The sequence below is a fragment of the Streptomyces sp. NPDC088254 genome, assembly GCF_044740925.1.
Taxonomy (GTDB): domain Bacteria; phylum Actinomycetota; class Actinomycetes; order Streptomycetales; family Streptomycetaceae; genus Streptomyces.
Genome location: NZ_JBIURQ010000002.1, coordinates 335,635 through 357,305 on the forward strand (window position 1 = coordinate 335,635; position 21,671 = coordinate 357,305).

17 protein-coding genes are annotated in these 21,671 nt (G+C 73.0%); 13 read left to right on the forward strand and 4 right to left on the reverse strand.

Annotated features, from left to right (window positions below):
* Positions 1-25: 25 nt before the first annotated feature.
* Positions 26-1,813, reverse strand: coding sequence for a DUF4157 domain-containing protein (locus tag ACIOC0_RS08415; protein WP_402153751.1), 1,788 nt, complete (start codon positions 1,811-1,813; stop codon positions 26-28).
* Between the two features lie 236 nt (positions 1,814-2,049).
* Between ACIOC0_RS08415 and ACIOC0_RS08420 the strand changes: the two genes are divergently transcribed.
* From ACIOC0_RS08420 to ACIOC0_RS08475, 12 genes are all read left to right on the forward strand, one after another.
* Positions 2,050-3,642, forward strand: a complete 1,593-nt coding sequence (locus tag ACIOC0_RS08420) for a phage tail sheath family protein (protein ID WP_402153753.1) — start codon at positions 2,050-2,052, stop codon at positions 3,640-3,642.
* A 52-nt stretch (positions 3,643-3,694) separates the two neighbouring features.
* A complete protein-coding gene (locus ACIOC0_RS08425; protein WP_130438933.1) occupies positions 3,695-4,138 on the forward strand; it encodes a phage tail protein in 444 nt (147 codons plus the stop codon).
* Positions 4,138-4,662 carry a hypothetical protein gene (locus tag ACIOC0_RS08430; protein ID WP_402153755.1) on the forward strand — a complete coding sequence of 175 codons (525 nt, stop codon included), beginning with the start codon at positions 4,138-4,140 and terminating at the stop codon, positions 4,660-4,662. The genes ACIOC0_RS08425 and ACIOC0_RS08430 overlap by 1 nt, the downstream gene beginning before the upstream one ends.
* The gene (locus tag ACIOC0_RS08435; protein ID WP_165430358.1) at positions 4,659-4,811 is read left to right on the forward strand and encodes a DUF6760 family protein; all 153 of its coding nucleotides are present in this window, start codon (positions 4,659-4,661) and stop codon (positions 4,809-4,811) included. The genes ACIOC0_RS08430 and ACIOC0_RS08435 overlap by 4 nt, the downstream gene beginning before the upstream one ends.
* 2,742 nt (positions 4,812-7,553) lie before the next feature.
* Positions 7,554-8,540, forward strand: a complete 987-nt coding sequence (locus ACIOC0_RS08440) for a hypothetical protein (protein WP_402153757.1) — start codon at positions 7,554-7,556, stop codon at positions 8,538-8,540.
* Between the two features lie 54 nt (positions 8,541-8,594).
* Entirely contained in the window at positions 8,595-9,020 is a 426-nt protein-coding gene (locus ACIOC0_RS08445) for a phage tail protein (RefSeq protein WP_402153759.1), read from the forward strand.
* Between the two features lie 17 nt (positions 9,021-9,037).
* Positions 9,038-9,763: a tail protein X gene (locus tag ACIOC0_RS08450; RefSeq protein WP_130438939.1), complete on the forward strand. Its 726-nt coding sequence runs from the start codon at positions 9,038-9,040 to the stop codon at positions 9,761-9,763.
* Complete coding sequence (locus ACIOC0_RS08455; RefSeq protein WP_402153761.1) at positions 9,763-11,667, forward strand: VgrG-related protein; 1,905 nt, start codon at positions 9,763-9,765, stop codon at positions 11,665-11,667. Before ACIOC0_RS08450 ends, ACIOC0_RS08455 begins: the two co-directional genes overlap by 1 nt.
* Positions 11,668-11,710: 43 nt before the next feature.
* On the forward strand, positions 11,711-12,154 hold the full coding sequence (locus ACIOC0_RS08460) for a GPW/gp25 family protein (protein WP_130438943.1): 444 nt from the start codon (positions 11,711-11,713) through the stop codon (positions 12,152-12,154).
* Entirely contained in the window at positions 12,154-14,112 is a 1,959-nt protein-coding gene (locus ACIOC0_RS08465) for a putative baseplate assembly protein (protein WP_402153764.1), read from the forward strand. The genes ACIOC0_RS08460 and ACIOC0_RS08465 overlap by 1 nt, the downstream gene beginning before the upstream one ends.
* Positions 14,109-14,675: a phage tail protein gene (locus tag ACIOC0_RS08470; RefSeq protein WP_351090117.1), complete on the forward strand. Its 567-nt coding sequence runs from the start codon at positions 14,109-14,111 to the stop codon at positions 14,673-14,675. Before ACIOC0_RS08465 ends, ACIOC0_RS08470 begins: the two co-directional genes overlap by 4 nt.
* Positions 14,672-16,144, forward strand: coding sequence for an NADase-type glycan-binding domain-containing protein (locus tag ACIOC0_RS08475; protein ID WP_402153766.1), 1,473 nt, complete (start codon positions 14,672-14,674; stop codon positions 16,142-16,144). Before ACIOC0_RS08470 ends, ACIOC0_RS08475 begins: the two co-directional genes overlap by 4 nt.
* Positions 16,145-16,441: 297 nt before the next feature.
* Here ACIOC0_RS08475 and ACIOC0_RS08480 read toward each other — a convergent pair whose 3' ends face one another.
* From ACIOC0_RS08480 to ACIOC0_RS08490, 3 genes are all read right to left on the reverse strand, one after another.
* Entirely contained in the window at positions 16,442-17,839 is a 1,398-nt protein-coding gene (locus tag ACIOC0_RS08480; protein ID WP_402153768.1) for an LCP family protein, read from the reverse strand.
* A 257-nt stretch (positions 17,840-18,096) separates the two neighbouring features.
* Positions 18,097-19,824, reverse strand: coding sequence for a lysyl oxidase family protein (locus tag ACIOC0_RS08485; RefSeq protein ID WP_402153769.1), 1,728 nt, complete (start codon positions 19,822-19,824; stop codon positions 18,097-18,099).
* 181 nt (positions 19,825-20,005) lie between these two features.
* Positions 20,006-20,644, reverse strand: a complete 639-nt coding sequence (locus tag ACIOC0_RS08490) for a flavin reductase family protein (protein ID WP_402153771.1) — start codon at positions 20,642-20,644, stop codon at positions 20,006-20,008.
* 437 nt (positions 20,645-21,081) lie between these two features.
* Between ACIOC0_RS08490 and ACIOC0_RS08495 the strand changes: the two genes are divergently transcribed.
* On the forward strand, positions 21,082-21,540 hold the full coding sequence (locus ACIOC0_RS08495) for a GNAT family N-acetyltransferase (RefSeq protein WP_402154358.1): 459 nt from the start codon (positions 21,082-21,084) through the stop codon (positions 21,538-21,540).
* The last annotated feature ends 131 nt before the right edge of the window (positions 21,541-21,671 follow it).

The following is a 21,671-nucleotide window of genomic DNA, read 5'->3' on the forward strand; positions in this document are numbered from 1 at the left end:
TTCGGGCAGCTCTGCGGCCCGGGCGTCACAGGTCCTGGTGGTAGCGGTCGGCGGTGTCCTCGATGAAGTGGGAGAAGGCGGTGGCCGCGAAGCTCCGCCACTCGTCGACGGGGAGGACCGGAACGCGCCGCAGCTCGACCAGCACCTGCTTGCGGTCGGCCGTCGCCGGCCCGCCGGCCTGCGTCGGGGCACCGATGTCGACGGAGTCCAGCGGACCTGCCCAGACCGGGTCCACTCCCTGCATCACCTTCCTGACGATGCCCTTGCAGACGCCCGCCTTCTCGACCAGGTCCCCGTGCAGCCCGCACATCAGCGCCACCACGTCGTTCGGGGACACATCGGATCCGATCACATCGTCGGCGACCAGGTCCTGCCACAGCCTGCCCATGTGGGTCTTGAGCAGGACCGGCTGGTCCTTGGGCAACGCGCTGGGGAAGAACGCCTGGTGCACGGCCGCCGCGGTGAGCACCTGCAGCAGACCGCGGACGCTTCCGAGCTTCTCCCCGGACGTGTCCTCCATGCGGAAGGTGCGGGCGAGGACGTCGGCGTCGAGGGCGAGCACGTTCGCGGCGACCGCGGCGTTCTCCTGCATCTCCTCCTTGGTGTCCTTCGCCTTCCAGAACGCCTGGTCGGCGCCGTAGAATTCCTGGAGGTGCTGTTCGTCGCCGGCCGCGTGCTGGTAGAGGCCGGGCAGGGAGTCCAGCGGCACATCGGGGTTGACCTGAGGCTGACCGGAGTCGTCGGCGATGTGGACGGTCACGTAGGTGTCACCGGGGAGCTCGAACTGCGGCCTCGCCCTGGGGTCCTCGGCCTGCTCTGCCCTGGTCGCCTGGTGGATGCTTTTCGCCACTCGCCAGATCTCGTTCATGACCTTGGTGAGTTCGTCCATGCTCTTGAACGGTCGGGTGACGAACTCCAGGTTCTGGCCGTCCTTGACGACGTACCAGAGGCCGCTTCCCTTGCCGTAGTGCTCGGCCTTGATCTCGTACACCTCAGGCTCGGACTCCGACGCCGACTTCGTCTCCTCCGTGGCGAAGAGGCCGTCGTCCGAACCGGACTCCGAGTCCGAGCCGCCCTTGACGTCGACCTTGCTCTTCAGCTGCTGGAACTCGAAGCCCACCCGCGCCGGGGTCTCCGCCCGGCGCTGGACGAACGCGTCGGTCCCGCCGGCGTGCGCCGCGTCCGGGGACGCGTGGTCGGCGTGGTCGTGCCCGGCGTCCTGCCCGACCGCCCGCTGCACCGGCGCCGGGCCCGACATCACGCGGTGCGCGTTGGCCTCGGCGGCGCGTTCGTAGCTGTCGCCGGGGTCGCTGACGCGCAGGCCCGCGCCGTTGTCGGCGCCGGAGACCGGGCCCTGGCGCTGCTGGACGACATGGGTGAGCTCATGGGCCAGGGTGTGCTTGTCCCGGCCGTTCCACACCACGTGCTCGCGTGAGGTGTACGCGCTCGCACCGATCTCGGCGGCCGAGCGCTGGGCGACGGCGTCCGTGTGCACGCGTACGGAACTGAAGTCGACGCCCCCGAACCGGGCCGACATCTCACCGGCCAGCGGCGTGTCGAGGGCGCGGCCGGGCGAGTTCAGCACCTGGTGCACCAGGGAGCTGCGCTGCACGGCGGGCTGCTGTTCGTGTCCGCAGCCGGCGGAGTGCTGGTGGCGTTCCGCGTCGACGGCGCGGGAGACCGCCGCGTTGCCGGCGAGCCGCTGGAGGTCGAGCACGGTGGCCGCCGGTCCCGGGGGCCTGGCCGCGCGGACGGCGGGCCGGGAGCCGGGCGTCCGTTCCTTCGCCGAACTGCCCTTGTCCTGCGCGCGCACGGGCGCTCCCCTCGACGGCCTTGACGGTGAAGAAGCCACGTCAGCGAACCAGCCTGGCCGAGAACTCGGCGGCGGGGCAAGGGCCTTCGGGGCAGAGGAGGCGGGCGCGGCCTGCGGGTGTTGCCCTTCGGGGCAGACGGTCTGCCCCCGGTTCGGCACCCGGGGACGTTTCGACCGACGCGCTTCGCGCGTGACCGTGAGAGATGTCCTGACGCGTACCCCGAGGAGAGCACAGCATGCCGTCCTACCTGTCGCCCGGCGTATACGTCGAGGAGGTGGCCAGCGGCTCCCGCCCGATCGAGGGGGTGGGGACCTCCGTCGCGGCCTTCGTCGGACTCGCGCCGACCGGACCGCTGAACGAGCCGACGCTGGTCACCAACTGGACCCAGTACGTCGCGGCGTTCGGTGACTTCACCGACGGGTACTACCTGGCGCACTCCGTCTACGGCTTCTTCAACAACGGCGGTTCGGCCGCGTACGTCGTCCGGGTCGGCGGCAGCCCCGCGGGCGCCCCCGGTGACGCCAAGTCGCCCGCCGCCGTGGGCGGTTCGCAGGCCCCGGCTGCGCTGCCCGCCGGCGAGCCCACGCAGCTCGGCGCGTTCGCGGTGACGGCGACCGCGGCCGGCCAGAGCGGCGCGCCGCTGAGCGTGGAGGTCGCCGACCCGGAGGGTGAGGGCCCCGCCGAACGCTTCCGGCTGATCGTCAAGGACGGCGACAAGGCCGTCGAGACGTTCGACGTGACCGCCAAGAAGGGCAACCGCTCCTACGTGGTCACCCAGGTCAAGGAGCGCTCCAAGCTCATCACGGTGACCGAGGCCGCGCCCGCCGCGCAGCTGGTCCGCCCGGACAACCAGACGGTGACGCTGGCCGTTCCGCCCGCCCCCGCCGCCCCCGCCGCCCCGGCGGCCCAGGACGGGACCGCCGGCCCGGCCCAGTACCTCGGCGACAGCGCGGACCGCACCGGCTTCGGCGGCCTGGAGGCCATCGACGAGGTGTCCATGGTCGCGGTGCCCGACCTGATGGCCGCCTACCAGCGCGGCGCGATCGACCTGGAGGCCGTCAAGGCGGTCCAGCTCGGACTGATCGCGCACTGCGAGCTGATGGGCGACCGCGTCGCCGTCATCGACCCGCCGCCGGGCCTGAACGCCCGTCAGATCCGGGTCTGGCGGCAGGAGACCGCCGGCTACGACAGCAAGTACGCGGCGCTGTACTACCCGTGGATCAAGGCCTTCGACCCGGCGACCGGCCAGGCCCGCCTGGTCCCGCCGAGCGGCCACGTGGCCGGCGTGTGGGCCCGCAACGACTTCGAGCGCGGTGTGCACAAGGCCCCGGCCAACGAGGTCGTGCGCGGCGCGGTCGACCTGGAGATCCAGATCACCCGGGGCGAGCAGGACCTTCTCAACCCGATCGGCGTCAACTGCATCCGGGCCTTCCCGGGCCGCGGCATCCGCGTCTGGGGCGCGCGCACCCTCGCCTCCGACCCGGCCTGGCGCTACCTGAACGTCCGCCGGTACTTCAACTACCTGGAGGAGTCGATCCTGATCGGCACCCAGTGGGTGGTGTTCGAGCCCAACGACCACGCTCTGTGGGCCCGTATCCGGCGCAACGTGTCGGCGTTCCTGGTCAACGAGTGGCGGTCCGGCGCGCTGTTCGGCGCACGGCCCGAGGAGGCCTTCTACGTCAAGTGCGACGAGGAGACCAACCCGCCGGAGTCGGTCGACGTCGGCCGGGTGGTGTGCGAGATCGGCATCGCGCCGGTCAAGCCCGCCGAGTTCGTGATCTTCCGGCTGGCCCAGTTCTCCAGCGGCAGCGGTGAGCTGGAGGAGTAGCCGCGCCTTCCGCTCCGCCCCCTGTCGTCAACTCCCCTAGAAGGAAAGCAAGATGAGTCTCCAGCCGGGTGACGCCCTCACTTCGCACAATTTCGGCCTGCAGATCGACGGCGTGATGGTCGAGTACCTCGCCGAGGTCAGCGGCCTCAGCATCGAGCAGGACGTCATCGAGTACCAGCAGGTCTCCGCGCAGGGCAAGCCGGTCACCAAGAAGCTGCCCGGTGTGAAGAAGGCGGGCACCTGCACGGTCGTGCGCGGCATGACCCAGTCCGCGGCCTTCAACCAGTGGATCACCGAGTCGATCAACGGCGCGATGGGCACGGCCCGCAAGAACGCCACGATCATGGTGATGGACTACCAGAACAATCCGGTCAAGCGGTACAACATGCGCAACGCCTGGTGCAGCAAGATCGACACCAGCACGGTGAAGGCGGGCGAGGCCTCCGCGCTGACGGAGACGGTCACCATCACGTTCGAAGAACTGGTCATCGAGTAATGCGGCGTACGGCTGCGCGGGGGCCGGCGTCGGCCGGGGTTCCGGCCGCTGTTCCGGCCGCGGGCGGCGGGGAGCCGGGGCCGGCGTCGGCTCCGGCTCCCTTCCCGGCCGCCGCCGCGCCGGCGTCCGCCGTGCCCCCGCCGGTTCAGCAGCGCCTGCAGACTGAGTTCCCCTTCGAACTGCCGCGCGGCTACGTCGACGAGGCCGGCGTCGTCCACCGCGACGGCGTGATGCGCCTGTCCACGGCCCGGGACGAACTCGTCCCGCTGCGCGACATCCGCGTCCAGGAGAACCCGGCGTACCTGTCGGTCGTCCTGCTCGGCCGGGTCATCACCCGCCTCGGCACGCTGCCGCTCGTCCACGACGGCGTCGTGGAGAACATGTTCGCCTCCGACCTGGCGTTCCTCCAGGACTTCTACCGCCAGATCAACGCGGAGGGCCACACCCGCGCGACCGTGGAGTGCCCGCACTGCGCGGAGCCCTTCGAGGTCGAACTCGGCGGGAGCCGCCTGGGGGAATCGTGACGTACGCGACCGACCGGCTGCACGAGGAGATCGCGTACGTCGCCTTCCACTTCCACTGGAGCCAGGACGAGATCCTGGACCTCGAACACCACGACCGCCGCCGCTACACGGACCGCATCGCGGCCCTCGTGGCAGGGACGGGGAGCTGAGGACTGATGGGCTTCCTGGAGAGGTTCCGCGGGGGCGCCGACTTGGGCCGGAAGCGGTCGGGGTCGGGCGGTGGCGGTGGCGGCGGCGTGAGTGGATCCGACGTGAGTGCCTCCGCCGTGAGCGGTTCTGACGTCGGCGGTTCCAAGGCCGCCGGGGCTGCGGGGAGTTCGGCCGGTCCGTCGGGCGGTGGCGTCCCGGGCGGTCCCGCCGCCGGCGGGGCGACCGGCCCGGGCGGCGGTGCGGTGCGTCCCCGTTCCGCCGGGTGGACGGCGTTGCCCCCTCTCCAGCGGGCCGCGACCCGTCGTACGGCGGGGGTCGCCGACGCCGGGTTCGGCGGTCGGCTGGCCACCTGGCAGAACCCCTCCTTCACCGGCACGCGCTCACCTTCCGTCCTGGACGGCGGCCGGGGCGAGCGGATGACCACGCTGCCGTCCGGGCCCTCGCACCCGGCCGCGCCCACCGAACCGCCGGCGACCGCGCCTTCCGCGTCGGTCCCCGCTCCCGTCACACCCGCCCCGGTCCCGGCGCCCGCCGCGCCGACGCCGACCGTGGCACCCGGCCCCGTCGTCGCGGCGCGGGGCGTCCACGTGCTCCCGGCCCCGCCGGCTGCGGCGGCTCCCGCACAGCGGCGCACGCTGTCCGCGCGACCGCCGTCGACGCCGCCGGCTTCCGCGCCGCTGACCAGGTCGGCCGCCTCGCCGGTGCAACGGCGCGCGCTGCCCGCGCGAGCCACGGGCACACCCAGGAGCGGCTCGGGCGCGCCCACTGACGGCGGAACCCCGGCCTCCGCCCAGGAGCCCGCCCCGGCCCACTCCCTGACGGCCGCACCGGCACCGGGGGCGCATGCCGACGCGCCCACAGTCCAGCGGGCGCTGGGCGGCGCTACGGCTGCGCCGTCGCCGCAGTCCGGCGAGGGGGGCGCGGTCGTGCAGCGGGCGTCGACGGGCCGGCCCGCTCCGAGCGCGCACGCTGGACGCACGTCGACGCCGACGGACGCGGTGCCAGGCCAGGCGGACGGTTCCGGTCCCACTCCGGTGGGTGAACGGCCCTCGGGTCCGACCGGCGGGAGCGCCCCCCGTGCCGGAGGTGAGCGGACGACCCTTCCGGCGGACGCGCGTACGACCCGTCCGACGGACGCGCGTACGACCGGCCCTGTGGCCCCCGCGTCGAACCCGACGCCCACTGCCGTGAGTCGAGCGGGCAGTGCCGCACCGGTGCGGGTGGGGACACCCGCCGCAGGCCCGGCAGGCATCCCGGCACCGGCAGCCCCGGCCGCATCACCGACGGCGGGCAAGCCCACCTCGGGACCGACGGTTCAGACTTCAGCCGTCCCCGCCGGCAAGCGCCCCACACCTCCGACGGGCGATGCCGCACCGGGGCAGTCGGGCATGCCCACCGCAGGCCCAGCGGGCAACCCTGCCCCCGGACCGACGCCCCGAGCCGCATCGCACCCGGCCTCAGCCCCGACGCGTACTGCCGCCTCGGCACCGACGGTCCAAACAGCAGCCGACCCCGCAGGCGAGCGCCCCACACCTCCGACGGGCGATGCCGCACCGGCGCGGGTGGGTACGTCCACCGCCGGCCCGGCGGGAACCCCGGCACCGGCAGCCCCGGCCGCATCACCGACGGCGGGCAAGCCCACCTCGGAACCGACGGTTCAGACCGCAGCCAACCCCGCCGGCAAGCGCCCCGTACCGCCGACGAGCCGGTCCGCGCCTGGCCCGGCGGGCACGCTCACAGCGGGCCCCGCCCACAACCACCCCGCACCTCCGGCGAGTCGGCCCGCACCCGTCCCGACCCGCCCGACAGGTGTGCCCGGTTCAGGTTCAGCAGGTCAGCACACGGCCGCACTCACGGTTCAGACCGGGCAAAGCCCCGCCGTCAGGCCCACTCCCGCACTGCCGGCGGAGTCCGCATCCGTTTCCGCTAGCAGTCGCACAGCGGACCCGGCGGCCCGCGCCACGTCCAACCCGACGGTCGGGCCTGCTGCCGCCCCGGCGGCCTCCCGCCCGCCCGCACCGGCGGATCGGACCGCCACGAGCCCCACCGTCCAGCGCACCCCGGGACCGACCACCGGATCTGCGCCCACTCCCACCAGTGAACGCACCTCGGTCCCGCCGAGCAGACCCGCAACGCACTCGTCAGAGCACCGCCCGCCCGCACCGGCGGATCGGACCGCCACGAGCCCCACCGTCCGGCGCACCCCGGGACCGACCACCGGATCTGCGCCCACTCCCACCAGTGAACGCACCTCGGTCCCGCCGAGCAGGCCCGCAACGCACTCGTCAGAGCACCGCCCGCCCGCACCGAGCCCTGCCATCCAGCGGGCCCCAGGTCCCGCGAGCGAACGCACAGCGAACCCGGCGGCCCACGCCCCGTCTGCCGCATCGGCACCGAAGAACCAGACCGCACCCCGTACCTTCGGCGAACGCACCTCGACGCCCCCGGCAGCCCGCACGCCCATGCCGTCGACCGACCCGGGCGCTACGGCGAACACGCCCCCGGCGTCCGCTCCCTCGGCCCGCGCAGCGAACGGCCAGCGTGTCGGCCCCGCTCCCGACTCCGCCGTGACACCGGCTCCCCGAGCGACCAACTCACCTGACACTCACAGGACTTCGGCCATCCAGCGGAGCGCCACCCGTCGACCCGGCCTGGGCGCCCCCGCGCGCGGCAGCGCGGCCGTTCCCGGCATCGGCCCGGCGCCGACCGCCCCCGCCTCGCCCTCGCGCCCGTCCACTCCCGTGAGCCCGCAGCCGCCGCTCCCCGTGCAGCCGGCCCCTGCCGTCCCCTCGGCCCGGACCACGGCGGCCCCGCAGACCGAGCGCCCCACTCCCGCAAGCGGACGAGCCCGCCCGGCCCTCGGCGCCCCGCTACCCGCCCGCCCGGCGGATGCAACGCCGGTCGCAGCACCCGCCGTACACCACACCGCGCCCGCCATACAGCGCACCGCCCCCGCCGTACAGCGCACGACGCCCCCGCAGCCCACCCCGGCGTCCCCCGCACGCGCCGTACAGCGCACCAACACCCCTCAACTCCCCTCCCCCGCAACGTCTTTCACTCCGCAGCCCACCACGGCACCCACCCAGCCCACCGCTCAGCACATCGCCCGGCACCCCACGCCGGCGCCCCCCGCACGCGCCGTACAGCGCACCAGCGCCCCACAACTCCCCCCTCCCACATCCCCTTTCGCCCCGCAGCCCCCCACCGTCCGCCCGACACCGCCCACCCCCGTCCAGCGCCGCCCCGCCCCCGTCGCCGTACCCCTGCGCCGGAGCGCCCCCCACACCGCCGCCCTCCCCGTCGTCCAGCCCCGCACCACCACCCAAGCGCCCCAGCACCCCGCACCGCCCACGCAACCGGCGCAACCGGCGCGACCGGCTGAGCCCCCCGCCCCCGTCCCGCCGGTCCTCGCGGCCGTCCAACGCGTCCCGGCCCCCCACAACCCCAACCCCGCGGCCATCAGCCCACCGCTCCCCACCCCCAACCCGACCGCGGCCCCGGCCCCCGCCCCGCGAGCCAAAAGCTCCACAAAGCCGGCCGCCACCACCTCCACCCCCACGACGACACCCCCCGACCCGACCCCCACCCCCTTCGACCCCCGCGCCCTCACCGACTTCCAGCTCGACGAACTCACCCACCGGCTGACCGGCCGCATCACTCGTCTCCTGCGCACCGAACTCCGCCTGGACCGCGAGCGCATCGGCCGTCTCCGCGACCCCCGCACCTGAGGCCCGCCACCGCCACCCCCGAAGCCCACCGCACCCCAGAAAGGCCCACCCCCGATGTCCCGCGATCTCGACCCGGGCTCCACCATCTTCTTCACCCTGACCATCGACGGCGAGAGCCTCGGATACTTCAACGGGTGCGAGGGCCTGTCCTCCCAGGTGGAGATCGAGCACCGGCAGGAAGGCGGGAACAACGGCTTCGTCTGGCAGCTCCCCTCCCGCGTCACGTTCTCCACGATCCGGCTGACCCGCCCCCTCACCCCGGACACCACCAAGGTCGCCAAGTGGATCTCGTCGGTCACCACCGGGGTGACCCGCCCCACCGCCCAGATCGCTGCGCTGCGCGCCGACGGCTCGGAGGTGGCCCGCTGGGGGCTGATCGACGTGCTGCCCGTCAGATGGCAGGGGCCGTCCCTGGACCCCGACAACCCGGGCGTCGCCACGGAGGTCCTGGAGATCACCCACCACGGGTTCACGGACTAGGCGGAGGGACGCACCACATGGCCAAGGGAAGCAAGGGCGGCGCCGGCAAGAGCCTGGTGCGTGCCACGCTCGCGATCCACGAACCGCCCGTGGGGTCGAGCACGACGCCGGGCGGCATGATCAAGTCGTTCGCGTTCGACTTCAACCCGGCGCAGCTGCAGCTCGGCCGCCGCGCCCAGTGGAAGGTGACGCCGACGGCCGCCGTCCGCGACGGCTCCGTACCGGAGTTCATGGGTCCCGAGCCGCGCGAGATGACGCTGGAGATCTTCCTGGACTCCTCCGACCAGCCGGGCGGCAACACCGTGCTGAAGAAGGTCGAGTCGCTGCTCGAATGCTGCGAGGTCACCGCGAAGAGCATCGCCGCCAAGCAGCCCTCGCCGCCCTGGGTGGTCTTCCAGTGGGGTTCCTTCTCGACGGCCCGCTTCACCGCCTACGTCAGCAGCGTCGACGTCGGCTACTCCCTCTTCGGCACCACCGGCGTCCCCATCCGCGCCACCTGCCAGGTGCGGCTGCACGAGATCCCCAGCAAGACCAAGGGCCAGAACCCGACCTCGGGCGCCCTCACCGCGCGCCGTGTGCACCGCGTCGTCGCCGGTGACTCGCTCCAGTCGTTGGCCTGGCGGGAGTACGGCGACACGGCGGCCTGGCGGGCCATCGCCGAGGCCAACGACATCGACGACCCCGCCCGGCTGCCCAACGGCGTCGAACTGGTGCTGCCCGCGGCGGAGGAGGTGCGTCACTGATGGTGCAGTCCGCCTATTCCAGCGTCGTCCAGGTCACCCTGGGCGGCCGGCCCCTGCCCGCCGACTTCGCGCCGCTCCTCGTGGAAGGCTGGGTCGACCAGGGCCTCGGTGTGCCGGCCGCCTTCCGGCTGACGTTCCGCGACCCCCACCGGCAGGTCCTGCGCAAGCTCGGCGTGCGGTTCGGGACGCCGGTCGTCATCGCCCCCGTCGCCGACGGCCAGGGCGCCTCCGACCCGCTGCTGACCGGCGAGGTGTCCGGGCTGGAGGCCGACTACGACGGCACCGGCTCCTTCACCGTCGTCCGCGGCTACGACCACGGCCACCGGCTGATGCGCCAGCGCCGGATCGCCGCCTACCGCAACCAGAGCGCCTCCGACATCGCCCGCAGACTCGCCGCGCAGGACGGCGTCCCGGTCGGGCGGATCCAGTCGACGAAGACGGTGTACGAGTTCATCAGCCAGGCCAACGTCACCGACTGGGACTTCCTCGCCCGTCTCGCCGACGAGAACGAGATGGTCATGTCCGTCGACGCCAAGGGCAAGTTCCAGTTCGTCCGGCCCGACCCCGCCTCCGGGGCGCCGCCCGTGTCCACCCCCGGCGAGAAGAGCCCCTTCGTGATGGAGGCGGGCACCGACATCCTCCGACTGCGCGCCGCCGTCACCGCCGCCGAACAGGTCGGCACCGTCGAGGCGCGCGGCTGGGACGTGACGACGAAGAAGACGCTCACCGCGACCGTGCATGCCACCTCCAACCCGGGGATCAGCATCGGCACGACACCCGCCGAGGCCGCCGTGAAGTTCAAGCCGGCCAAACTGGTCGACGCGCAGACGCCGTACGACCGGCAGTCGGAGGTGAGGTTCGCGGCGGAGGCCCTCGCCGACGAGGTCACCGGCTCGTTCGCCGAACTGGAGGTCATCGCGCGCGGCACCCCCAAACTGCGGCCCGGGCTGCCCGTCACGCTCGCCGACGTCGGCGCGCCCTTCGAGGGCAAGTACACGGCGACCTCGGTGCGGCACGTCTTCGGCGACGGCAAGCACTACGAGGCCTGGGTCACCGTCAGCGGCCGGCAGTGGCGCTCGCTGTACGGGCTGTCCTCGGGCGGCGGCGGCGCGGCCAACGGCCTCCAACTGCCCGGCATCGCCAACGCCTTGGTCACCGACGCCCAGGATCCGCTGAAGCAGGGCCGGGTCAAGCTCCGCTTCCCCTGGCTGGACGACGCCTACGTCAGCGACTGGACGCGGGTCGCGCAGTGGGGCGGCAAGGGCGGCGGCTCGATCTTCCCGCTGGACGTCGACGACGAGGTGCTCGTCGCCTTCGACCGGGGCGCGCTGGACCACCCGTACGTCATCGGCGGCCTCTACAACGGCCGCGACAAGCCGACGCCCGTCCGCGACGTGCCGCTGCACGACGGGGCCCGCAACCGCGCCGCCCGGCACACCCTCTCCGACCGGGACGGCAACCGGGTCGACCTGCTCAGCCAGCGCACCGGCGGCAAGCAGGGCGTACGGCTGACCAGCGGCGACGACAAACTCGTCATCAACCTGGACCGGACGAAAACCGAGATCACCGTGGACAGCAAGGGCGCCGTCAGCATCACCGGCGGCAAGTCGGTGACGGTCGAGGCGGGCACGGACCTCACCCTCAGCGCGCGCCGCAACCTGACCGTCAAGAGCGGCGGCACCCTCACCATGCAGGGCCGCGGCCTGGTCAACCTCAAGTCGCTCGGCGGCGCGGTCACGGTGGACGCGATGGGCGCCCTCAACCTCAAGGCCGTGGGCGCCACCCTGATCAGCTCGGGCGGCACCCTCCAGGTCAACTCCGTTGCGAACGTGGGCATCCGGGCCGTCACCCTCATGCTCCAGGGCGCCGTGCTGGTCAACAGCAAGCCGTACCCGCTGCCGTGACGAAGCAGCGCCCGAGGAGAAGGAAAAGGCAGGTGGCCCACTGATGGCCGAGCAATTCGTCGGATCCGGCTGGGCGTTCCCGCTCCGCATCGGCCCCACCGGAGGCATCGCCCTCGTCAGCGGGGAGCGGGAGATCGAGGAGGCGATCCGGCTGGTCCTCGCGACCGCGCCGGGCGAGCGGCCCATGCGCCCGGAGTTCGGCTGCGCCATCCACGACCTGGTGTTCGCCCCCGTCAACGAGGCGACCGCGGGCCGCATCCAGCACGAGGTGTACGCCAGCCTGGACCGCTGGGAGCCCCGCATCGAGGTCCACGACGTCGAGGTCACCGCCGGCGCCGAGCAGGGCGTGCTGTTCATCGACGTCCGCTACTCGATCCGCGGCACGAACAACCCGCGCAGCCTCGTCTTCCCCTTCTACGTCATCCCGTCCCACGACGAGCCGGACTCCCCGAGCTCCTCCGGTACGGCTTCCGAAAGCGACCGCTGATGGCCCTGCCCTCCCCCAACCTGGACGACCGCCGCTTCCAGCAGTTCGTCGACGACGCCAAGCGCTACATCCAGCAGCGCGCGCCGGAGTGGACCGACCACAACGTCTCCGACCCGGGCGTCACCCTCGTCGAGACGGTCGCCCACATGGCCGACCAGATCGTGTACCGGCTCAACCGGGTCCCGGAGAAGAACCACCTCGCCTTCCTCGACCTGGTCGGCATCCACCTCTTCCCGCCCTCGGCGGCCCGCACCGACGTCACGTTCTGGCTGTCCGCGCCGCAGGAGGAGACGGTGCTGCTGCCGGTCGGCACGGAGACGGCGACCGTGCGCACCGAGAGCGAGGAGGCCGTCGTCTTCGCCACCGAACGCGAACTGGCGGTCGTGCCCTCCTCGTTGCGGCATCTCGTCGTGCAGCGGCAGGGCGAGCCGGTGTCGGACCGGACCGCCGACCTCGCCGAGGGCAAGGACGTCATGTGCTTCGCCGAGGCCCCCCGGCCCGGCGACTGCATGCTGTTCGGGCTGACCGCGGCCGTCCCGCACTGCGCCGTCGCCCTCGAACTCGACAGCCGCGTGGACGGCGTCGGCGTCGACCCGCGCCAGCCCCCGCTGGTCTGGGAGGCGTGGACCGAGGACGGCTGGCAGGCCTGCGAGGTCGACCGCGACGGCACCGGCGGCCTCAACCGACCCGGCGAGATCGTCCTGCACGTCCCCGGCGGGCACGTCCTGTCCCGCTCCGGCGGTCAGGAGGCCGGCTGGCTGCGCTGCCGCGTCACCGAACCGCTGGCCGGCCAGCCCTTCTACACCACGTCCCCCACCGTGCGCTCCGCCGAGGCCTTCACCGTCGGCGGCACCGCGCCCGCCGTCCACGCCGAGACCGTGTACGACGAGGCCCTCGGCGAGTCCACCGGCCTGCCCGGGCAGCGGCTGCGCCTCGAACACGCGCCCGTCGTCGGCGACGACCCGCCGCTGCTGCTCCAGACCGCCGAGCACGACGGCTGGGCCGACTGGTCGGTCGTCCCGCACTTCGCCGCCTCCCGCCCCGACGACCGGCACATCACCCTGGACGCCGCGACCGGCGAGATCGCCTTCGGCCCCTCCGTCCGCGAAGCCGACGGAACCCTGCGCCAGTACGGCGCCGTCGCCCCCAAGGGCGCGGTGATCCGCGCCCGCCGCTACCGCACCGGCGGCGGCCGGGCCGGCAACGTGGCCCGGGGCGCGGTCCAGGTGCTGCGCACCTCCGTGCCGTACGTCTCCGAGGTCGTCAACCGCGAGGCCGCGCGCGGCGGGGTCGACGGGGAGACGGTGACGGAGGCGAAGGTGCGCGCGCCCATCACCCTGCGCGCCCAGGAACGGGCCGTCACCCTGCGCGACTACGAGGAGCTGGCCCGCCGCGCCGCCCCCGAGACCGCCCGCATCACCTGCCTCGAAGGCAAGCCCGACGAGCACGGCGCCTACGCAGTAAGGGTGTTGGTGGTGCCGCAGGCCGTCCCCGACCCCGGTGGACGGCTCCGCTTCGAGCAACTCGTGCCCGGTGACGCACTGTTGGACCGGATCACCCGCCACCTGGACGAACGCCGCCTGATCGGCACCCGGTTGGCGGTCGGCCCGCCCTTCTACCAGGGTGTCACCGTGGTCGCCACCGTGCACGCCTTCCGCGGCGTGGACACCGACCGGGTGCGCCGGCAGGCCCACGACGCCCTCTACCGCCATCTCGACCCGCTGACCGGCGGCGCGGACGGCCGGGGCTGGCCCTTCGGCCGGCCCGTGCAGTCCGGCGAGGTCTTCGCCGTCCTCCAGCGCGTCCCCGGCGTCGAACTCGTCGACCAGGTCACCCTGCACCCGGCCGACCCCCTCACCGGCAAACGCGGCGAGGCCACCGACCGCATCGACCTGTCCGCGCCCTCCCTGGTCTTCTCCTACGACCACCGCGTCCGGGTGATCGGGGACGGCGCGTGAGGGGCTCCGTCGACGGCCTCGGCTCGTCCGCGCCGATCGGCGCCATGCTGCCCGCCGTGTTCGCCGACGACGACCTCGCACAGCGGTTCGTCGGCGGGCTCGACGAGGTCATGGCGCCGATCCTCAACGTCCTGGACTGTCTGCCCGCCTACTTCGACCCGGCGCTCGCCCCGGCCGACTTCACCCGCTGGCTGGCCGGCTGGGTCGGCGCGGAGACCGACGGCAGCGAACCGGAACCCCGGCTGCGGGCCGCCGTCGCCGCCGCCGCGTATCTGCACCGGGTGCGCGGCACCCGGCGCGGTCTCGCGGAGGCGGTGCGCCTCGCGTTCGGCGTCGAGCCGGAGATCTCCGAGAGCGGGGCCGCCGCGTGGAGCGCCCGCCCGCTCGGCCCGGTCCCCGGCGAGCCCCGCCCCCACCTGCACGTCTCGCTCCGCCTGCCCGACCCGGGCCCGGCCGACGAACACCGGCTGGACGCCCTCGTGGCCGCCGCCCGCCCCGCCCACATGCCGTACACGGTCGAGGTGACCGCCGCGACCGCCGCCGAAAGGACCCCGGAGAGATGACCACCCACAACTGCGCCGACTGCGGCACCCGGGCGGAGCCGGGCCAGTCCTTCTGCGACGCCTGCGGAGCCGTACTGAGCTGGACGGACCGCTCCCCGGCCGGCAGGACCCCGGCCGCGACACCGGCGGGCGCGAGCGCGGGCGCCGAGGGGGACACCCCGGGCGCGGGCTCGGCGGCGGCCGCGGTGCCGGCGTCCACCGGGACGCCCGCCGCGACGGCGGCGGGCACGGCGTCAGGTACGGCGGCGGGAGCGCCGGCCGGCGTGGCTGCTCCGGACGTTGCGGACGACGGTGCTCGGACCGCACCCGCCCCGGCGGAGCCCTCGGACGCGGCGGACGCCCACGCCTCCTCGGACGACGAGGACACGGCGGAGACCCCGCTCCCCGCCCTCCCGCCGGAGCAGCCCACCTCGCAGGAGACGCCCTCCGCACCCCCCACGGCACAGCCCACCCCGGCGACCCCGCAGCCCACGGCGGCACCGGCACCCGCACCCGCACCCGCACCCGCACCCGCCGCAGCCCCCACGCCCGCCCCCGCGATTCCCTCCCCCGCACCCGCGCCCGACGACACCATGACGGCCCGCGCCCGCTCCCTCCTCGTCCCCGTCGCCGAACCGGAGCCCCAGCCCGTGCCGCAGCCGGCCGTCGCGCCGGTGCTGCCGGGACGGCCGGTCGTGGACCGGCCCCAGGTGCGGGCTCCGGGACCGCAGCAGGGCGAGGTGAACGGCGTGCCCTGCCCCTGGTGCGCCACCCCCAACAACCCCGATCGGCACTACTGCGTGCGCTGCGCGATGCCGATGACCCTGGTGGACGACGCGCCGGCACGACGCCCGTGGTGGCGCCGGCTGCCGGGCTTCCGCAACGGCCGGACCCCCTGGGCGGGCGACCGCCCCCGGCTGCGGCGCACCTTCGACCGCGTCGTTACCTGGGTGGTCGCCGCCGCCGTGCTCAGCCTGCTGGTGTGGGTCGGGTTCAGCACACCGGGCTGGATCGACGCGACCCGCGACCACTTCGCCAAGCGCGCCCCCGTCGCCCCGGACCAGATCACCGCCTCCCGCTCCTACCCGGGTCACAAGCCCGAGCTGGCCTTCGACCGGCTCAACAACAGCTGGTGGGGCCCCGGCGTCTCCCAGTCGGGCCAGGGCGAGTGGATCGAGGCCCGCTTCGCCGAACCGACCCGTCTGCTGGACCTGATCATCACCCCGGGCGTCTCCACCCGCGGCGACCAGCTCCAGGAGTCGGCGCTGCCCCACCGGGTGAAGGCGACGATCACGAAGAAGGACGGCACGACGACGACCCGGGACCTCGTGCTGGACCAGGGCGCGGGCGGCCAGCGGCGCGCGTTCCGCGTCGGCGAGGTCACCAAGGTGCGCCTGACGATCGAGTCGGCGTACGCGGCGTCCGCGAGCAAGCAGGTGGCCATCGCGGAGGTCGAGTTCTTCGGCCCGTCGACGGCGAACGCCGGCTGACCCGGCGGAAGTTCACAGGGCCGAGGGCGGTCTCCCGGGCCGGGGGCCGCCCTCGTCGGTGGTGACGCCGGGGCCGCTGACCGCATGGGCGTCGGACCGTGCAACGACACGAGGCCCGCCCCGTGTGACACGGGACGGGCCTCGCAGTGAGAGCGCCGGGCAGGCCTTGCACCTGCATCTCCCCACAGGAAGTGGGGCGTCTTTCCTTGGACCACCAACGCAGAACCGGTTCTTCGCTGTCGTGCTGACCGGCTCAAGATCAATAGTACACGATCTCCGCCGCTTGTCGAACCACCGTCATTCGAGCTTCTCCAACTTCAGGTCCGGCCCGACGACGAGCGTGACCACGCCCGCCGCCGCGTCCGCGGACGCCGTCGACGGCGTCCCGGGGAAGCGCGAGGCGAGGACAGCGGCCTGCCTCTCCATGCCCGCCGGGAAGGTGAGCGCCGACTTGGCCACCGTCCCGCCCGCGTTGCCGGTGCCGACGACGCTGTAGCCGGCCGCGCGCAGCTTGTCCGCGACCTGCCCCGCCCGGCCGGACACCCCGGTGCCGTTGAGTACCTGGACCCGCACCTGCGAGGCGTAGATCAGGTTCTTGACGGAGGCCTGCAACTGCGCCTTGGGCATCTCCTTGTCGTTGGCCAGGGCGGTGAACACGTCGGTGGCCTGCGGGTACTGCCAGACGACGTTGGCGACGTCCCTCGGGAAGTCCGCCTCACGCGGGTAGTTGGGCACGGTGAGGAAGGAGAGCCGCTCGGTGGGGATGCCCTTGAGTTCGCTGGCCAGGGCGTAGATCGGCTTGATGCCGTCCATCTCCGGGTCCGTGGTGAGCGACTTGGTACCGGCCTGGAGGAAGCCGTACAGCGAATCGGGGCTGGTGAGCTTGTCCTTCGCCTTCTTCACCAGCGCGTTCATGAACTCCTGCTGGCGTCCGATGCGTCCGATGTCGGAGCCGTCGCCGACGCCGTAGCGGACCCGGACGTAGCCGAGGGCGGTCTCGCCGTCGACGGTCTGGCAGCCGGCCTTCAGCCTCAGTCTCGCCTTGTCGGAGACGATGTTCTGCTTCGGACAGACCTCGATGCCGTCGAGCGCGTCGACCATGCCCTTGAAGCCGGAGAAGTCGATGGACATGAAGTTGTCGATGCGCAGGCCGGTGTGCGCCTCGACGGTCTTGATGCTGCACGCGGCGGCCCCGCCCACCTCGCCGCTGCTGCCGCCGATCGCGAACGCCTCGTTGATCTTGGCCTTGTGCGGCTTGGACATGCTGCCGTCCCCCCGGTCGCAGGACGGTATCTGCACCCAGGAGTCACGCGGGAAGGACAGCACCGTGGCCCACTCCCGGTTCGCGGGGATGTGCAGCACCATCAGGGTGTCCGACTGCATCGTGGTCAGATCGGAGCCGCCGTACTTGGAGTTGGCGCCCTCACGGGTGTCGGAGCCGACGACCAGGATGTTCTTCGAGCCCGGGCTGAGGTTGTCCGGGCGCTCACCGCCCAGCTTGTCGTCGATGTCGGCGGAGTGGATGTTGCCGTTGAGGTCCTGGTAGATCCAGGCGCCGGCGCCGCCGACCCCGAGGAGCACCACCGTGAGCACGCCGCCGGTCCACGCCAGCACGCGCCCCCGCCGGGTCAGCCTGGTCTGCCCCCGGCCGTCGGCCCGTCCGGCCGTACGCCGACGCCCTCGTGTCCCGCTCATCGGCGCTGCCCTCCGCTCGGCCGTTGTGTCACCCCGTACACCGTGCTCGGATCCTCGGCGCTGGTCACCGCCGTTCGACGGAACTCCACCCGCAGGCAGGAATACGTCCCGAAAGCACAGACGTCTCACCAGACTCGCCAGAGTGCGGCAGGGTTGCCCCAAGTGACCTTTTACGTACGTCAAATGACTGACCGTGACCCGCACCGGACCGGTGGTGAGAACCGGCCGGTGCGGGTCAGGCCGTCACCGGCGCGTGGTCAGGGCGCGTTGACGAGGTCGTACGGCGGGACGGACACCGTGCGGGCGCCCGGCTTGCCGCCGAGGACGACCTTGCGCAGGGAGGTGTTGTTGCTGAGGTCGGTCTCCTTCAGGCGCTTGGCCGGGTTGGCGAGGACCTCCACGTAGTACGTGCCGTTGGGCAGTCCGGTGATGTCGAAGGACTGGCCCGGCCGGTACTGCGTGTAGGTGTCGCCGGAGCCGACGTCCAGGACCTCGCGCACGGAGATCGAGTTCTGCTCGCCGCACGCGGTGGACAGGTCGGTGTTGTACGGGTGCCAGTTGGCGTTCTTCACCGTGTAGTCGACGGCGTCGGTGTTGGCCAGGCAGAACGCCTCCTTGCCGCTGCGCACCTGCTTGGTCTTGTCGGCGCTGAGCAGGCGGTAGCTGGCGAAGTCGGTGAAGTGCCAGTGTTCGTGGCCGACACGCGGGTCCCACTCCATGGTGCCGGTGGGGGTGTAGCCGACCTGCTTGCCGCTCGCGTCGTAGAAGTACTGGTAGGCGTCCATCAGGTCCTTGCCGGGGCTGCGGAAGCCGTCCACGACGAGGGGGGCGGGGCCCGCGTTCCAGACGTTGGCGCTGAAGGCGAGGTAGTCCTTGCCGGGTACGTCGCCGTCCTCGCCGTCGGTGATCTGGAAGCCCCACGCCGGCAGGGAGCGCAGGTCGGGCTTGGGCACGTTCGCGGGGACGGTCGCGCGGCCGGTGGGCCGCTGGGCGTTGGCCCTCAGCGCGGGCGCGATGCGGGAGCCGTCGGTGTGGCCCCTGCCGTCGCCCAGGTGGTGGGCGAGACCGCGGGCCTCCAGCGCGTGCGGGAGGGCGGGCGCGGTGGGCTCGTCCGCGCCGCGCGAACCGTAGTGGTGACCACCGCCGGGGGCCTCCTCGGCGCCCTGCGCACCGTGCCCCGCGTGGGCGCCGTGCGCCCCGTGGGCCGCCTTCGCGCCGTGTGAGCCGTGGGCGAGGTTGGACCGCAGCCCCACGCCGCCCTCACCGTCGTCCGGGGACTCGCGGACCGTGAGCTTCACGGTCTGCGGCGCGTCGGCCATGCCGAAGTAGTCGCGGTACTTCTTCGCCACCGACACCTTGGCCGTGTACTCGCCCACCGCCAGGTCGGTCGGCTTGTCGCGGTCACCGGCGCTGGTGTTGGCCGCCCAGCCCTTCTCCACGCCCCACACCGAGCCCAGGGTGAAGGGGTTCGCGGGGCAGCTCTGCGGATAGTGCGAGGTGGCCGGCGCGTCGGGCCGGATCCGCCCGGAGGCGTTGTTGGGGCAGAAGTCCCCCTTGGCGGTGAGGACCTGGGCGCCGGCGGCGTTCTTGATGGACACCTCCAGGAAGCCGGGCAGCCCCTGGAAGTCGCGGACGAGCCCGGCGGGCAGCGTCTTCGTCTTCACCTTCGTCCCGTCGCGCAGGATCTGCTGGGCGACGACGGGGTCCTTGTAGGACTTGCGGGTCACCTTGAACTCGAGCGGCGCGTTGTCGACGGACACATAGGTGCCCAGGTCCAGGTTGACGCCGGCCTGGCCGTCCCACTCCCACCGTTCGAGGGTGACGGACTTCGACGCGGCGATCAGCTTGAGCTGCGGCGTGCCGGGCGTGGCCTTCGGCGCCGCGCCGGCGCCGGGCGCGGCCCCGGCGACGGCGACGACGGCGAGCACAGCCCCGGCGGCGAACGCCGTTCTCTGCAGCTCCCTGCGGTGTTTCTGACTGGTCATCGGGGTTCCTCGTCTGCGAGTGCCATGGTCGATGGCATCGGACTGGGCAGCCCTCGGACCCGACCTGTACGACGGACGCTCCCCAAGCACCCCGGCCGACTCCGCGAGCACCCTGTGAGAGAGCCAAACCCCTCCCACAGGTTGCCTGCCACCGCGAGATTCACCCGCCGGAGGCCGCCCCTTACCGCGTCGGCGTCAGCGACCGGAACCCGAACCCCACTTCCGGCGAAAGCCCTTGATAGTGACGGAAGTTGTAGATCAATGGGCTCCACGCCGACGGATCCACGTGCTGGGTCCCCGGCACCACGAGATCGTCGCGGGCGTGCACCCGCACCACCTCGCACTCCACGATCCGGAACTCGCCACCGCCGCCCGGCGTCATCTGCGTCACGGACGCCTCCAGTTGGAGGGGGCACTCGGCGACCCTGGGCGGCCGCACGACCTCGGCGGGCTGCGGGGTGAGCCCGGCGGCGGCGAACTTGTCCGGCTCGTGCCGGTAGACCCCCCGCTTCTCCTCGGGCACGGGCTCCGCCCCGGTGAGCGGAGCCAACGCCTCGACCTGTCGCCACAGTTCGGGCCCCGGCAGATTGATCACCACCTCCGGCCTGGCGGCCAGGTTCTCGACGGTGCGACTCCCGCGCCCGACCCCGAGCACCACGTTCCACCCCAACGCCCAGACCGACGAGACGGGCGCGAGATTGGGCGACCCGTCCTCGTTCACGGTCGCCAGCAGAGCGACGGGAGTTCCGAAGTAGAGAATCGCCGGAGCAATGGCCACATGCCGCCCGCCCACCACGCCCGATCCAACTGAAGAAGTCATGCCAGAACGCTAGACACCGAACACTTCGGCCCCGGCCGAACCGTGGGCGTGCCGCCGGGGCGGACGTGGACCCCCGTTCGTCCCTCAGCCCGACGCGGCGCCTCCCACGGGCGCGGCCTTGGGAGGGGCGGGGCGTTCCAAGTTGACGACGACCGTCCCGTGAAAACGCTGCACGGCGTCGTCCCGAGACGCCCAGTCGCCCTGACCGCGATTCGGCTCCCCGCCCCGCCCCGCTACGCGGGAACGGGCACTCACCCCGGCCCTTAAGGACCGGGCACCCCGACAAGCAGATGGAGGAGGACGGCAATGCCGCCAATACGTTGAAAAGCCTGGCCAGTTGTCTGCGTATGGAGTGAACTCCTCGTGTGGGGAACGAGATTCACGGACAGGTACCTCTTGAAGTAGCCGCCGGACCGGCGGAGGTTGCCGTCGGGGGTGTGGTGGGCTGGGCGTTGCGAGCGGCCCTGTTCGCCGATGCCGACGCCGTGGCGGAGATACGGGCCGTCGCGCTTCGCGCCGATCTCGAACGGCTCGGGCGCTATGACGGGCAGCGCGTGCGGCAGCGGCTGCGCGACGGGTTCGACCCCGCGCACACGTACGTCATCGAGGTCGCCGGAGCGCTCGCCGGCAGCGTCGCCCTGCGTCCCGCGGCCGACGGGCACTGGCTGGAGCACTTCTATCTGGCCCCGGCCGCCCAAGGCCGCGGCATCGGCTCAGCCGTCCTCGCCCGGATCCTCACCGCGGCCGACCGCGCCGGCGCACGCGTCCGTCTGAACGTGCTCCAGGGCAGCCCGGCCCGGCGACTCTACGAGCGGCACGGGTTCGTGTTCGAGAGCGAGGACGCGGTGGACGTGTTCCTGGTGCGGGACCCGATGGGCGTACCCGTGTGCGAATGAACAGATGTCCGATGCGATGAACGCCCAGCTGAACACGCGTCCGCGTGAACAGACGCCCGAACTGGCGTCCGACCCGGCGCCTCTGATCCGGGCAACCCCGGTGATTCACCCGTACGGGTGCACTTTCCTCG

Bases quoted from the DNA above. Each gene is read 5' to 3' on its own strand.
- ACIOC0_RS08420 (WP_402153753.1), top strand. From the start codon at position 2,050: ATGCCGTCCTACCTGTCGCCCGGCGTATACGTCGAGGAGGTGGCCAGC.
- ACIOC0_RS08425 (WP_130438933.1), top strand. From the start codon at position 3,695: ATGAGTCTCCAGCCGGGTGACGCCCTCACTTCGCACAATTTCGGCCTG.
- ACIOC0_RS08430 (WP_402153755.1), top strand. From the start codon at position 4,138: ATGCGGCGTACGGCTGCGCGGGGGCCGGCGTCGGCCGGGGTTCCGGCC.
- ACIOC0_RS08445 (WP_402153759.1), top strand. From the start codon at position 8,595: ATGTCCCGCGATCTCGACCCGGGCTCCACCATCTTCTTCACCCTGACC.
- ACIOC0_RS08450 (WP_130438939.1), top strand. From the start codon at position 9,038: ATGGCCAAGGGAAGCAAGGGCGGCGCCGGCAAGAGCCTGGTGCGTGCC.
- ACIOC0_RS08455 (WP_402153761.1), top strand. From the start codon at position 9,763: ATGGTGCAGTCCGCCTATTCCAGCGTCGTCCAGGTCACCCTGGGCGGC.
- ACIOC0_RS08460 (WP_130438943.1), top strand. From the start codon at position 11,711: ATGGCCGAGCAATTCGTCGGATCCGGCTGGGCGTTCCCGCTCCGCATC.
- ACIOC0_RS08465 (WP_402153764.1), top strand. From the start codon at position 12,154: ATGGCCCTGCCCTCCCCCAACCTGGACGACCGCCGCTTCCAGCAGTTC.
- ACIOC0_RS08475 (WP_402153766.1), top strand. From the start codon at position 14,672: ATGACCACCCACAACTGCGCCGACTGCGGCACCCGGGCGGAGCCGGGC.
- ACIOC0_RS08480 (WP_402153768.1), bottom strand. From the start codon at position 17,839: ATGAGCGGGACACGAGGGCGTCGGCGTACGGCCGGACGGGCCGACGGC.
- ACIOC0_RS08485 (WP_402153769.1), bottom strand. From the start codon at position 19,824: ATGACCAGTCAGAAACACCGCAGGGAGCTGCAGAGAACGGCGTTCGCC.
- ACIOC0_RS08490 (WP_402153771.1), bottom strand. From the start codon at position 20,644: ATGACTTCTTCAGTTGGATCGGGCGTGGTGGGCGGGCGGCATGTGGCC.